Annotated in this window: 11 protein-coding genes; 6 read left to right on the top strand and 5 right to left on the bottom strand. The window is 64.2% G+C overall.

Annotation, left to right across the window (positions count from 1 at the left end; translation table 11 throughout):
• Positions 1-7 precede the first annotated feature (7 nt).
• From CYR75_RS05210 to CYR75_RS05200, 3 genes are read left to right on the top strand one after another with little or no spacing between them, the layout of a single operon-like run.
• On the top strand, positions 8-874 hold the full coding sequence (locus tag CYR75_RS05210) for an ATP-grasp fold amidoligase family protein (RefSeq protein ID WP_101499117.1): 867 nt from the start codon (positions 8-10) through the stop codon (positions 872-874).
• Positions 856-2,202, top strand: a complete 1,347-nt coding sequence (locus CYR75_RS05205) for an acylphosphatase (protein ID WP_101499116.1) — start codon at positions 856-858, stop codon at positions 2,200-2,202. The genes CYR75_RS05210 and CYR75_RS05205 overlap by 19 nt, the downstream gene beginning before the upstream one ends.
• Before the next feature lie 57 nt (positions 2,203-2,259).
• Positions 2,260-3,708: a UDP-N-acetylmuramoyl-tripeptide--D-alanyl-D-alanine ligase gene (locus tag CYR75_RS05200; protein ID WP_101499115.1), complete on the top strand. Its 1,449-nt coding sequence runs from the start codon at positions 2,260-2,262 to the stop codon at positions 3,706-3,708.
• Positions 3,709-3,855: 147 nt separating this feature from the next.
• On the opposite strand, the gene iolG is transcribed toward CYR75_RS05200, so the two are convergent.
• Genes iolG through iolD form a run of 5 tightly spaced genes read right to left on the bottom strand, consistent with a single transcriptional unit; the run spans position 3,856 to position 9,434 of the window.
• The gene (gene iolG, locus CYR75_RS05195; RefSeq protein WP_101499114.1) at positions 3,856-4,863 is read right to left on the bottom strand and encodes an inositol 2-dehydrogenase; all 1,008 of its coding nucleotides are present in this window, start codon (positions 4,861-4,863) and stop codon (positions 3,856-3,858) included.
• 30 nt (positions 4,864-4,893) lie between these two features.
• On the bottom strand, positions 4,894-5,724 hold the full coding sequence (locus CYR75_RS05190) for a class II fructose-bisphosphate aldolase (protein ID WP_101499113.1): 831 nt from the start codon (positions 5,722-5,724) through the stop codon (positions 4,894-4,896).
• On the bottom strand, positions 5,721-6,578 hold the full coding sequence (locus tag CYR75_RS05185; protein ID WP_101499112.1) for a 5-deoxy-glucuronate isomerase: 858 nt from the start codon (positions 6,576-6,578) through the stop codon (positions 5,721-5,723). The genes CYR75_RS05190 and CYR75_RS05185 overlap by 4 nt, the downstream gene beginning before the upstream one ends.
• A gap of 10 nt (positions 6,579-6,588) precedes the next feature.
• Positions 6,589-7,569 carry a 5-dehydro-2-deoxygluconokinase gene (gene iolC, locus CYR75_RS05180; RefSeq protein ID WP_101499111.1) on the bottom strand — a complete coding sequence of 327 codons (981 nt, stop codon included), beginning with the start codon at positions 7,567-7,569 and terminating at the stop codon, positions 6,589-6,591.
• Positions 7,569-9,434, bottom strand: coding sequence for a 3D-(3,5/4)-trihydroxycyclohexane-1,2-dione acylhydrolase (decyclizing) (gene iolD, locus CYR75_RS05175; protein WP_101499110.1), 1,866 nt, complete (start codon positions 9,432-9,434; stop codon positions 7,569-7,571). Before iolD ends, iolC begins: the two co-directional genes overlap by 1 nt.
• Before the next feature lie 114 nt (positions 9,435-9,548).
• Between iolD and CYR75_RS05170 the strand changes: the two genes are divergently transcribed.
• The 3 genes from CYR75_RS05170 to CYR75_RS05160 are packed head-to-tail and all read left to right on the top strand — an operon-like array spanning position 9,549 to position 12,709.
• Complete coding sequence (locus CYR75_RS05170; RefSeq protein WP_192876687.1) at positions 9,549-10,652, top strand: Gfo/Idh/MocA family protein; 1,104 nt, start codon at positions 9,549-9,551, stop codon at positions 10,650-10,652.
• Between the two features lie 18 nt (positions 10,653-10,670).
• Positions 10,671-11,564, top strand: a complete 894-nt coding sequence (locus tag CYR75_RS05165) for a sugar phosphate isomerase/epimerase family protein (RefSeq protein ID WP_101499108.1) — start codon at positions 10,671-10,673, stop codon at positions 11,562-11,564.
• 11 nt (positions 11,565-11,575) lie between these two features.
• Positions 11,576-12,709, top strand: coding sequence for a Gfo/Idh/MocA family protein (locus CYR75_RS05160; RefSeq protein ID WP_101499107.1), 1,134 nt, complete (start codon positions 11,576-11,578; stop codon positions 12,707-12,709).
• The last annotated feature ends 13 nt before the right edge of the window (positions 12,710-12,722 follow it).

Genomic DNA, 12,722 nt, shown 5'->3' with positions numbered 1-12,722 from the left:
CCGACGGATGAGGAAAGAGGAAGGGCGGGTGTCACCTTACTTTCTGCTCGACGACAAGCTTTCGGCCTATCGCTTCTGCGACTTTCACGGCTTTCCGCGTCCGCGCACCGATATGTTCGCGGTTCCTCTGGCCGGACTGGTCCCGCAGCCGCCTTGCGTGATCAAGCCCCTCGGCTCCGTGTCATCGCGTGGGGTCTTCCTGCTGTTTTCCGACACGCGGGTTCTCGAACTGTCGACCGGCAAGACCTACGCCTGCTGGAATGAGGCGCGACTACGTGCGCGATCGCTGATCGACGAAAAGGTCATTCCGCAGGACGCCTGGGTGCAAGAGGAACTTTTGCTGCAAGCCGACGGCACGATGGCCAAGGACGTCAAGTTCTATGCCTTTTATGGCCGCACGCCGCTTGTTCTGGAAACGCAGCGCCAGCCCGATATCCGGCGCTGCTGGTATGATCAGCAGCTTCAACCGACGACGACCGGAAAATATTCGCGGCGGCTTTTTGGGGGCACGGGCATTCCGCCAGAGGCGCAAAGGCTGGCTGCCGAGATCAGCCTGCGCATCCCGCTGCCCTTCGCGCGCATCGACCTGCTGATCTCGCGATCCGGCATCCATCTTGGCGAGATCACGCCGGAGCCCGGACGCTTCAATGCCTTCAACGACAGGACCGACATGTTGCTCGGCGCAGAGATGATTGCCGCAACCGCCCGTCTTGCCTGCGACATTTCATCCGGCAAGAGCTTTCCCAACTTCGAGATGTTCGCAAGTTCCCGCCGCATCGCGATGCAGCCTCAGCTTGCTGAAACCCCGACACCGGGTCTTCTCATGCCACCTCCTCCTCTGTCCCGGACTATAGAATGCAGCCCCACCAGATGACGCTCGACCCTGCCCGACCCTGGTCGGCCTTCGCCCCCGACGCCTTTCTGAAGGGTGGAAAACTGCACGGGCATTTGCTGAAACTTGCCGCGTTGAGCCGTGGCTGCACGGTCGATGCGATCGGCGACAATCTTTTCCTCGTCTCTGCCCCGGACGGCAAGACGACTTGCTATTCGGGCCGGGCGACGCCTGTCATGGGGATCGTCGCGCATCGGCTGGCGGGGAACAAGATCGCCTCTGCGGCGCTGATGCAGAAGCAGGGCGTTCAGACACCGAACGGCAAGGTCTTCGGTCCCCGGCAGCTGAACGCGGCGGTCGCGCATTTCAAAAGCCTCAGCTTTCCGGCGGTGGTCAAGCCCATCGAAGGCTCCGGCGGCGCGGGCGTGACGGTGAATATCCTCGACGAAGCGCATTTCCGTGCCGCGTGGGACGAGGCGCTCAAGATCAGCCGGCGCGGAGTGATCGTCGAGCGCTTCATTCCGGGTCGCGATTACCGGGTCTTTGTCATCGGCGACAAAGTCGTTGCGGCAGCCCGCCGCCATCCCGCCAGCATCACGGGCGATGGCAAACATACCGTGGCAGAACTTCTCGACCTGAAGAGCGCAGATCGCGCGGCAATCCCCTATGTCGGCGACAAGACGCTGGTGCTGACGCCCGCGATGACCAGGCGGCTCGAGGAAGCCGGCCGAAGCCCTCAGCACGTTCTGGACAAGGGCGAGGTCTGGCAACTTCACGAGGTCGCCAATATCGGTGCCGGCGGCGACAGCGAAGACGTGACGGCCCTTATCCACCCGGATTTCGTCGAAATCGCCATCCGCGCCCGTCAGTCCATTCCCGGTATGGGCTATGCCGGCGTCGATCTGCTGGCGGCGGATATCAGCCTGCCGCAAGACAGCCAGGACTGGGCCATCTGCGAGATCAACAGCTCGCCCGAATTCGCCCTGCATCACTTCCCGGTCTTCGGTCGGGGCCGCGATGTCGCGGGCGCACTGATCGAGCATGCCCTGGGCATGACCGCTCGGGACGCCGCGTCGGCCAGCACCACCGTTCACATCCGGATCGATGGAAAGGTCACCGGCGTCGGCTATCGGCGCTGGCTTCAGCGTCAGGCGCACGCCTACAATCTGCAAGGATGGGTGGCGAATACAGCCGATTCCGCGGTCGAGGCGGTTTTTCATGGCCCGAAAGGCGTCGTGGCCGCCGTCATCGCCTCTTGCCGAAAAGGGCCCAGGATCGCAAAGCCCCGTTCGGTGTCCCTGATCGCTGAGACTGATGAAACGTCTAATCAGGCAGGCTTCACGGTCCGACCGGCTCTGGTGCCAGTCTGATCCTCTGCCACGCCTGCGAGGCGCTAATCGTTCCACTTTAATTTTGTAGAGTTCCTGATGCTGTCCAATCCGGTCCTCTATTCCCCAGAAGACATTGCCCGGATCACGGAAGGACGACTGCGGCTACCGCCGGTCGTCAGACACCCCATCACCGGTGTGTCGTCCGCGCCGGGAACGACTCGCAACGGGGATGTCTATGTCACCGTGGATGCGTTCCGCGGTATCGCCGTCAGGCGCGCCCGGATGGCTGTTGCGCGCGGCGCGGCCTGCATCGTGACCTCGACACCTGCCGTTTCGGTGGATTTGCCGGTCGTGCTGGTCAGGGACCCGAACAAGGCCCACGAGGCACTGGCCCGCCACGCGAGGTCGCAGTTCCAAGGCACTGCCGTGGCCATCACAGGCAGTGTCGGAAAAACCTCGACAAAGGATTTGATCACGCACGTCCTCAGGCATTGTGGAACCGTGCAAGCGACATTCCTCAATCAAAACATTGGTCGTTTTCTCCGCGACGTCTTGGCAGAGCTATGGTCCCGTACCGACGCCGCTGTCTTTGAGGTGTCGATGACCAAGCCGGGCGACATTCTTGCGAAGGCGAGCCTGGTGAAGCCCGACATCGCAGTTGTGACCTCCATTGACACAAGTCACATCGGGAACCACGAAGACGGCGCCGTCGAATGGATCCTGGAAGAAAAAGCCTCGATCTTCGAAAGCCTTGGACCCCAGGGCATCGCCGTCATCCCGGACGAGGACCCCTTCTTTCCAGAGCTGAAAGCGAAGGCCGAAGCGCGAGCCGTCCGCGTTGTAAGCTGCGGCACGAATGACGAGTCGGACATCAGACTGCTGTCCTACCAGATGCATCCGGGTGAATCTCATGTCGAAATCTCGGTCGCGGGAGAGATCGTCACCTACGTCATCGGGCAGCCCGGCTATCACCATATCCGCAACTCCCTGCTTTGCGCCGGTGTGCTGCATGCCTCTGGCCGCGACCTTGCCGCCATGCGCTCGCTGTCGCGGTTCAGTCCCACCGGTCGAAGGATGGAGCGTCACGCCCTGACGATGGCGGATGGAGGAGCGCTTGAATTGCTGGATGACAGCTACAATGCTTCCCCTGCCTCGATCCGCATGATGCTGCGCTACTTCAGCACGAGAAGTGCGGTGAAACGGAAGATTCTCGTTCTCGGCGACATCCGCGAGTTGGGTAGCCGCGCCGATGACCTGCATCGGAGCCTGATGGAGGATGTCCGCTCCTCTGCCGCCGATCTGTTCATTGCTGTCGGACCGCACATGAAGACTGTCTTCGACCAGGCGGGTCTGCCGGGCACCTCTTTCGATCACGCGGATGAGGCGGCAAGTCATCTGGTCGAGATCGCCGCGGCGGGCGACCTTGTTTCAGTCAAGGCGTCTCATGGCACCGAGTTGAACAAGGTCGTCAATGCCCTGAGGCGCAGCGCGAAAAAAGTCTCCAACGCCGAGCCCAGTTGGTCGGTCGATCAGAAAGTGGGTTGAGAGACCTTTGCGGGCGGTCCGGAACCTTGCTGAAGCGCCTCGGGGCAGCATCGGCCTGAGATTCGTGGCGGTGAGCAGGTGGCGGTGCCGGGCCAACCTCCGCTCACAAGTACCATAACAGACCCTGCAACACGGGAGCCAACCCAGCTACCGCCCCATCATCTCCGGCGTCAGCGCCACGGCTTCCCCGGACCTCTGCGATCGCGTTGCAGCCTCGGCGCAGGCGAGGGCTCTGATGCCGTCGGAGAGGGTGACGGGCATCGGCGTCTTGTTGCGCCAGGCGTCGAGGAACGCGGCCCATTCAAGCTCGTAGGCGCGCATGTAGCGTTCGAGGAAGAAATGCAGCGGCTTGGCGCGCAGCGAGCCGGCTTCGGTCATCCTCGTGAGGGTATTTTCCAGCACGTTCTCGGCCTGCAGCAGCCCTTTGGACCCCAACACCTCGAGCCGCTGGTCGTAGCCGTATCCGGCGCGGCGCGAGTTCTTGATGACGGCGATCCGGCCGTCGGCCCAGCTCAGCGTCACCACCGCGGTATCGACATCGCCCGCCGCGCCGATCCCGGGATCGACCAGCGACGCGCCGACAGCCATCACGCCGGCCGGGGCGCCGCCCATCATCCAGCAGGCCATGTCGAAATCATGGATCGTCATGTCGCGGAACAGACCGCCCGAGACCTTCACATAGGCAACCGGCGGGGGCGCGGGATCGAACGACGTGATCGACAGAAGCTCGGGCTTGCCGATCTCGCCTGCGTCCAAGGCGGCTTTCAGCGCGGCAAAATTCGGGTCGAAGCGGCGGTTGAAGCCGATCATGATGGGCTGGCCGCTAGCAGAGGTGCGGGCCTGGCAGGCCAAGGCACGATCCAGCGACAGATCGACCGGTTTCTCGCACAGGACGGCCTTGCCGGCAGCGGTCGCGCGCTCGATCAGGTCGGAATGGGTGTCCGTCGAAGTCGCTATCAGCACCGCATCGATGGACGGATCGGCGAGGATCTCGTCGAGCGTCCGAACTTCGATGCCATGGGTGGACGCCAGCGCCTCGGCCGCGGCGGTCACGACATCAGTTACGGCGACAAGCTCGCTGTCGGAATGGGCGGTGATGGCGCGCGCATGGACCTGTCCGATCCGCCCGGCACCCAGAAGGGCAACTTTCATCATGTGTTCTCCGGTCAAGTTAGTGACTGCCCTCTAGCCTCGCTTCAGGGCGGTCAGGACGTGGCGGGCGGCCTGCATCATCGGTTCTTGCGTTTCCTTGAGGATCGCGATGCGGTCATAGCGGTCGGGGTCCTGCTGCAGCACCTCGCGCAGCGCGCTGCCGAAGACCATGCGCAGCTCGGTCCCGATGTTGAATTTGCAGATCCTCGTCTGTCGGGCCAGCGTCGTCCGCTGCGCGATGGGCACGCCAGAGCCGCCATGGATGACCAGCGGCACGCTTGTCACCGCCTCGATGGCGCGGATGCGGTCAATGTCCAGCCCGCCCTCGCGGTTCTGTTGCAGATGCACATTCCCGACCGAGATCGCCATGGCGTCCACCCCGGTCTCGCGGGCAAAGCGGGCGGCTTCGTCGGGGTCAGTGCCGGCCGATGCGTCGCCGCCGGAATAGCCGACGAAGCCGATCTCGCCCTCGCATGAAACGCCGGCCTCATGCGCCATCTGCACCACCTGACGGGTCTCGGCGATGTTCTGCGCCAAGGGCTTGCGCGAGCCGTCGAACATGACCGAGGTAAAGCCGCTGTCGATCGCCTCGCGACATTCCGCCAGCGTATAGCCGTGGTCCAGATGCGCGACGACGGGCACGCTGGCGTGTTCCGCCAGGTGCCGGAACATCCGCCCCAGCACCGGCAGCGGCGTGTGGGCGCGGCAACTGGGGCCGGCCTGCAGGATCACGGGGCAGTTTTCGGCCTCGGCTGCGGCGACATAGGCGCGCATATCCTCCCACCCCAGGGTGACCAGACCGGCCACGGCGTAGCCATCGCGCAAGGCGGGCTGCAGAACGTCGGACAGGGTGACAAGGCTCATTTGAACTTGCTCACCATGTCCATGATGCCGGGGATGGTGTGCAGCTGCGCGGCATGGGTGGGCTGGAAATACTGCTTCAGGCTGCGCTGCGTCAGGCCGCCGAGGATTGTGAAGTAATACATCTGGTAGCCCGGCAGCACTGCGCAGGGGTGATAGCCCTTGTCGATGCACAGGGTCGAGCCGTCCATGATGTGATAGGCGTCGCCCGGCTCGTTATCCTCGCGCTGCAGCATCTGCAGGCCAGAGCCGTAATTCGGCTTGAAGCGGAAGTTATAGGTCTCGTCATGGCGCGTCTCTATCATGCTGCCGTCATCGGCCTTGCGGTCGGTGTCGTGCTTGTGGCTGGGGAACCCCGACCAGCCGCCCTCGCCCACGGTGAACAGTTCCGACACCAGCAGGCGCCCGACGCGGTCGTGATGGTTGGCGCCCAAGATATGCTTGATCTTGCGGTGGGTCTTGGTCTCGTCCGAGCCGTATTGCACCAGATCGAGGTCGGGCACGCGCACGTCGAAGGGTTCGAGAACGCGGTCGAATTTCGCCCCGGCGATGAAGACCTCTGCGGTGGGGGTCTTGCAGGTCATCCGCGCCTGTGCGCCGACGGGGACATAGACGCCCTCGGGCTCGCCGTCCCAGACATCCTCGACACGGTTGCCCAGATCCGGAAAGCTTGCGCCGTCGACATCGACATCGACCGTGCCGGTGGCGGGGACGATGCAGGTCTCGTATCCCGGCACGGCATAGTCGAACACCTCGCCGTGCCGTAGCTTGACGATGTTGAAGTAATTGAGCGGCACCAGCGGATGGTCGACATCGACGATGGGCTGGTTCCGGTTGTCGTGGGGTGCGATATGCATGATCTCTCCTTTACCCTGTGACAGGGTCTGGCCGTGAGGCTGTGAAGTCGTCGAGTGCCTGCCGGTCGGGCATGGCCGGCGCGCAGCCGGGTTGGGACACCACAATCGAGGCGCAGGCCGAGCCGCGCAGGACCGCGTCGCGCAGCTCGTGCCCATCGGCGAGGCTGGCGAGCATCCCCGCCAGAAAGCTGTCGCCGGCGCCGTTCGGTTTCAGCGCGGTGACGGGATAGATCCCGGTCCGGATCTCTTGCCCGCCGGAAAAGGTCACTGCCCCCGCCTCGCCCATCTTGTAGACGACCAGCTTGCCCTGCGAAGCCAGTTCGCGGGCTTTGTCCAGCCCCTTGTCGATCCCGCCGGCCATGAAGCCGAACTCTTCGTCGTTGCCCACGATCATGTCGCTTTCGGCACCGGCGCGGGACAGGACGCGGGCGGCTTCGTCGGCCGAGGCCCAAGAATAGGGGCGATAGTCGATGTCGAAGATGACCGGCAGGCCTGCCGATCTGGCGCGGGCAAAGGCGCGAAAGCTGGCCGAGCGCGATGGCTCGGCGGCAAAGACGGTGCCGGCGGTGATCAAGGCGCCATAGGCGGCGTAATCGACCCGGTCAACATCGTCATTGGTCATCTGGAAATCGACGGCGTTGTTGCGATAGATGACGTTCTGGAAATTCTCGATGCAGCTTTCATAGACCGCGAGCGACAGGCGATATTCGCCGCCCAGCACCCGCAGATAACGCGTGTCGACGCCGTAATGGGACAGCCTGTTGGTCGCGAAGCGGCCCACCGCGTCATCCGAGACCGAGGTGACGAGTGCGGCCTCGCAACCCAGCTTGACCAGCCCGACGCAGATATTGGCCGAAGACCCGCCCAGATCGGCACGGAAGGTCTCGGCAGTTTCGGATTTGGTGCCGGGCGGATCGGCGAACAGGTCCATACCCGCACGCCCCAGCACCACGAAACGGCGCTTGGCGACCGCCGCGATCAGGTCCTGCATCAGACCCCCCTCCGCTGCGCGTCACGCCCGGCTTCCTGATCCAGATGTCCCTGCCGCACCCGCGCATCGTCCGAGGCGTGGGGGGTGCCGACCTCCCACCAGGCATGGCCTTGCGTGGTCCAGCCGTCATAGGCGTCGACATCCATGACGATCACATAGGTCTTGTCGCTGGCCTTGGCGCGTTTAAACGCCTCGGCCAGTTCGGCGGGGTTCTCGACCCGCTCGGCCTCGGCGCCCATCGCGGCGGCATGGGCGACGAAATCGACGCGGAAGGGATTTTCGATGGTCGGGCAATCTTCGAGCAGGTTGTTGAAGCTCTCGTTGCCGGTGTTGTTCTGCAGCTTGTTGATGACCGCGAAGCCGCCATTGTCCAGCAACAGAACGATCAGCTTGCGGTTGCTGAGGACCGAGGAATAGAGGTCCGAGTTCAGCATCAGATAGGACCCGTCCCCGCAAAAGGTGATGGTGTCGCGATCGGGTTCCTGCTGGTATTGGGCGATGCGCGCGCCCCATGCGCCCGCGATCTCATAGCCCATGCAGCTGAAGCCGAACTCGACATCCACGGTGCCGGGTTCTAGCGTACGCCAGTTGGCGGTGACTTCGGCCGGCAAGCCACCGGCGGCCGCCACGATCCGGTCGCGGCTGTCGCAATGCGCGTTCACGACGCCTATCACCTGCGCGTAGGAATTCAGGCGGTTCCCCGGCCGGATATTGTCGGCGACGTAATCATCCCACTGCCCCCGCTGCTGCTGCGCGGACTCGACCCAGTCGCGCGGCGCGCGGTAGTCCCCCGCCCCCTGCCCCAGCGCTGTCAGCGACAGCCTTGCGTCGCCGACCACGGGCACCGAGACGTGCTTCATCGCGTCATGCCGCGCCGCGTTGATGCCGATGATGCGGGCATCCGGCGCAAAGGCGGTCCATGACCCGGTGGTGAAATCCTGCAGCCTCGTGCCAACCGCCAGAACGACATCGGCCTTGGCTGCGATGGCGTTGGCGCTGTCGGACCCGGTGACGCCGATGGGGCCGATGTTCAGCGGATGGGTCGCCCGCAGATTGGCGCGCCCGGCGATGGTTTCGACGACGGGAATGTCATGCGCCTCGGCGAAATCGGTCAGTTCGGTGACGGCGCGGGAATACTGCACGCCGCCGCCCGCGATGATCATGGGGCGCTTTGCGCTGCGCAGCAGGGCCGCGGCCTCGGCAAGTTCGTCCGCGTCCGCGTGCTGGCGGCGGATGCGGTGCAGCTTGCCGTCGAAGAAGCTGGACGGATAGTCATAGGTCCAGCCCTGCACATCCTGCGGCAACCCCAGAAAGGCCGGCCCGCAATCGGCCGGGTCCAGCATGGTCGCCAGCGCATTCGGCAGGGATTGCAGGATCTGCGCCGGATGGCTGATGCGGTCCCAATAGCGCGTGACCGGCTTGAAGGCATCGTTCACGCCAAAGGTCGGGTCGCCGAAATTCTCCATCTGCTGCAGCACCGGATCGGGCAGCCGTGTGACAAAGGTGTCGCCGCACAGCAGCAGCAGCGGCAGCCGGTTGGCGTGCGCAAGCGCGGCACTGGTCACCAGGTTCGACGTCCCCGGCCCCGCGGACGCCGTGCAGAACATGAACCGCTGCCGCAACCACTGCTTGGCGTAACCGGCGGCGGCAAAGCCCATGCCGGTCTCGTTCTGCCCGCGATACAGCGGCAGTTCCTGCCGGACGGAGTTCAGCGCCTCGCCCAGACAGGTCACGTTGCCATGACCAAAGATCCCGAAGCCGCCCCCGCAGATGCGATGCTGGGTGCCGTCGATCTTGATATACTGGTTCGCCAGCCAGCGGATGATGGCCTGCGCCGTGGTCAGTGTGATGGTGTCCTGCGTCATGGTGCAGCGCCTCGCCAATTGTTTTGAAGTCGTGATTGCATCTTGCGGCTCGTCGATTCCAAGGTTACAAATTTTGCAACCGGTTGCAATTCTAATTTTCAGGGAGGGACGGCATTGCGGGAAATCGGGATCGGTGTGCTGGGCGGCGGATATATGGGCAAGGCGCATTCCGTGGCCATGGCCGCGGTCGGGGCCGTGTTCGCAACGACGCTGCGCCCGCGGCTCGAGATGATCTGCGCCTCGCGCCCCGAGACGGCGGAACAGTATCGGCAGCAATACGGATTTGGCCGCGCCACGGATGACTGGCGCAAACTTGTCCATGATGACGCGGTCGAGGCCATCATCATCGCCACGCCGCAACAGACCCATCGCCAGATCGCCGAGGCCGCCTTTGCGGCGGGAAAGCCGGTCTTCTGCGAAAAGCCGCTGGGCGCGTCACTCGCCGACAGCCGGGCGATGGTGGCCGCGGCTCTGGCCTCGGGCCAGCCCAACATGGTCGGCTTCAACTATATCCGCACCCCGGCCAGCCAGTTCGCACGCCAGTTGATCGCCGACGGGGTCATCGGCGATGTGACCATGTTCCGCGGCGAACATACCGAGGATTTCTATGCCGATCCCGACGCACCGGCCAGTTGGCGGACCGACGGCACCGCCAACGGCACGATGGGCGATCTGGCCCCGCACATGATCAACGGCGCGCTTGCGCTGATCGGACCGATCAAAAGTGTCATGGCCGAGGTCGAGACCGTCCACGCCAGCCGGCCCGGCGGTGCGGTCACCAATGACGATCACGCCCAGATGATGGTCCGCTTCGACAGCGGCGCGATGGGGCAGATGTATTTCTCGCGCATCGCGACCGGTCGCAAAATGGGTTATGCCTATGAGGTCACCGGCACCAGGGGCGCGATCCGTTTCGATCAGGAAGACCAGAACTCGCTGTGGCTGTATCGCAGCGAGGGGGACGAGGCCACGCGCGGCTTTACCCGCATCCTGACCGGCCCCGCCCATCCCGACTATCAGGCATTCTGTCAGGGGCCAGGTCACGGCACCGGCTATCAGGATCAGATCATCATCGAGGCCCGCGATTTCCTGCAGGCCATCGAAACCGGCAAGCCGGTCTGGCCGACCTTCCGCGACGGGCTGGAGGTCGCGCAGGTGGTCCATGCCGCACTGGAATCCTCAGAACAGCGTCGCTGGGTCGACGTTGGCGACATCTAGACAGGGAGAGACAAGCAGATGAGCATTCGTATCGGAAACGCGCCCTGCAGTTGGGGTGTCGAGTTCGCCTCGGACCCGCGCAACCCCGATTGGCGTCAGGTTCTGAAAGAATGTGCCGAGGCCGGATACAAGGGGATCGAGCTGGGTCCGGTCGGGTTCATGCCCGAAGATCCCGCCATTCTGGGCGATGCCCTGGCCGAAAACGGGCTGGAGCTGATCGGCGGCGTCGTCTTTCGCCCTTATCACGACCCCGACGCGTGGGCGGATGTGCTGGACGCCACCCACCGGACCGCGCGGGCGCTAAAGGCGCATGGGGCGCAGCATCTGGTGCTGATCGATTCGATCTCGCCCCGGCGCGCGCCGACCGCCGGACGCGACGGCGAGGCCGAGCAGATGGAAAAGCCCGAATGGCAGGCCTATCGCGACCGCATCGCGGAATCAGCCCGCATCGGGGCCGAGGAATATGGCCTGACCGTCGGCATTCACGCCCATGCCGCAGGTTTCATGGATTTCGAGCCGGAGCTCGAGCGGCTGCTGGACGAGGTTGACGAGAGCATCCTGAAAATCTGCTTCGACACCGGCCACCATTCCTATGCCGGCTACGATCCCGTGGCCTTCATGAAACGGCACATCGATCGCATCTCCTACATGCACTTTAAGGACATAGACTCGGCCGTCAAGGCCGCGGCCATCGAGAACCGGACCGGCTTCTATGACGCCTGCGGGCAAGGCATCTTCTGCAAGCTGGGTCAGGGCGACGTCGATTTCCCGGCGGTGCGGCAGGTGTTGCTGGATGCGGGATATCAGGGCTGGTGCACGGTCGAACAGGACTGCGATCCGACGCTGGATGTCACGCCGATGGAAGATAGCCGCGACAACCGGGAATACCTCGAATCCATCGGCTTCAAGTAGAAGGCAGCAACATGAAAAGACTTGGATGGGGCATGATCGGCGGCGGCGAAGGCAGCCAGATCGGGCCCGCGCATCGCCTGGGCGCACGCGCCGACGGGCGCTTTGATTTCGTCGCAGGGGCCCTTGATCACCGGGCCGAGATCGGCCGCGACTACGGCACGCAGCTGGGCATCGCGCCCGACCGCGCCTATGGCAGCTGGCAAGACATGCTGGCGGGCGAGCGTGGGCGCGAGGATCGCGTCGATCTGGTGACCGTGGCCACGCCCAATGCGACGCATTTCGAGATCACCAAGGCGTTCCTCGAGGCCGGCTTCAACGTGCTGTGCGAAAAGCCGATGACCATGACCGTCGAGGAAGGCGAGGCGATTGTCGAAATCGCCGCGCGCAGCGGCAAGATCTGCGCCGTGAATTATTGCTACTCGGCCTATCCCATGGTCCGTCAAGCGCGCGCGATGGTGCGCAATGGCGAGTTGGGCAAGATCCGGCTGGTGGTCACCAATTTCAGCCACGGGCACCACGGCGACGCCACGGATGCGGACAACCCCCGCGTCCGCTGGCGTTATGATCCGGCGCAGGCGGGGATTTCAGGCCAGTTCGCCGATTGCGGCATCCACGCGCTGCATATGGCCAGCTTCATCGCCGACGATCAGGTGGAAAGCCTCTCGGCCGATTTCGCCTCGACGATTTCCAGCCGGCAGCTTGAAGACGACGCGATGGTGAATTTCCGCATGGAAGGCGGCGCGGTGGGGCGGCTCTGGACCTCATCGGTGGCGATCGGGCGTCAGCACGGGTTCGACATTCAGGTCTTTGGCGAGACGGGCGGGCTGCGCTGGACGTCAGAGCAGCCGAACCAGCTGGTCTATACGCCCCTCGGCCGGCGGACGCAGATTATCGAAAAGGGCGAAGGCAGGCTGCATGAAGACGCGCAGCGGCTCAGCCGGGTTGCCATCGCCCATCCCGAGGGCTTCCCCCTCGCCGTTGCGAACATCTATTGCGATCTGGCCGATGCGATTTCGGGCGAGATCCGCGACGGGCTGCCACTGGCGCAGGACGGCGTGCGGTCCATGGCCGCCGTTCATGCCGCGGTCGCCTCGGCCCGCGAAAACGGGGCCTGGAAGGACGCGCGCCCGTCGATCTTTCGCTAAGGCGCCTGCGCGA

It is taken from the genome of Paracoccus jeotgali (assembly GCF_002865605.1).
In the GTDB taxonomy this organism is placed as follows: domain Bacteria; phylum Pseudomonadota; class Alphaproteobacteria; order Rhodobacterales; family Rhodobacteraceae; genus Paracoccus; species Paracoccus jeotgali.
The sequence above is the reverse complement of the archived record's forward strand: the minus strand, read 5'-3'. Positions and strand labels throughout refer to the sequence as shown.

What these genes read in the sequence shown, in the direction of transcription:
- CYR75_RS05210 (WP_101499117.1), top strand. Translation starts at nt 8, where the DNA reads ATGAGGAAAGAGGAAGGGCGGGTGTCACCTTACTTTCTGCTCGACGAC.
- CYR75_RS05205 (WP_101499116.1), top strand. Translation starts at nt 856, where the DNA reads ATGCAGCCCCACCAGATGACGCTCGACCCTGCCCGACCCTGGTCGGCC.
- CYR75_RS05200 (WP_101499115.1), top strand. Translation starts at nt 2,260, where the DNA reads ATGCTGTCCAATCCGGTCCTCTATTCCCCAGAAGACATTGCCCGGATC.
- iolG (WP_101499114.1), bottom strand. Translation starts at nt 4,863, where the DNA reads ATGATGAAAGTTGCCCTTCTGGGTGCCGGGCGGATCGGACAGGTCCAT.
- CYR75_RS05190 (WP_101499113.1), bottom strand. Translation starts at nt 5,724, where the DNA reads ATGAGCCTTGTCACCCTGTCCGACGTTCTGCAGCCCGCCTTGCGCGAT.
- CYR75_RS05185 (WP_101499112.1), bottom strand. Translation starts at nt 6,578, where the DNA reads ATGCATATCGCACCCCACGACAACCGGAACCAGCCCATCGTCGATGTC.
- iolC (WP_101499111.1), bottom strand. Translation starts at nt 7,569, where the DNA reads ATGCAGGACCTGATCGCGGCGGTCGCCAAGCGCCGTTTCGTGGTGCTG.
- iolD (WP_101499110.1), bottom strand. Translation starts at nt 9,434, where the DNA reads ATGACGCAGGACACCATCACACTGACCACGGCGCAGGCCATCATCCGC.
- CYR75_RS05165 (WP_101499108.1), top strand. Translation starts at nt 10,671, where the DNA reads ATGAGCATTCGTATCGGAAACGCGCCCTGCAGTTGGGGTGTCGAGTTC.
- CYR75_RS05160 (WP_101499107.1), top strand. Translation starts at nt 11,576, where the DNA reads ATGAAAAGACTTGGATGGGGCATGATCGGCGGCGGCGAAGGCAGCCAG.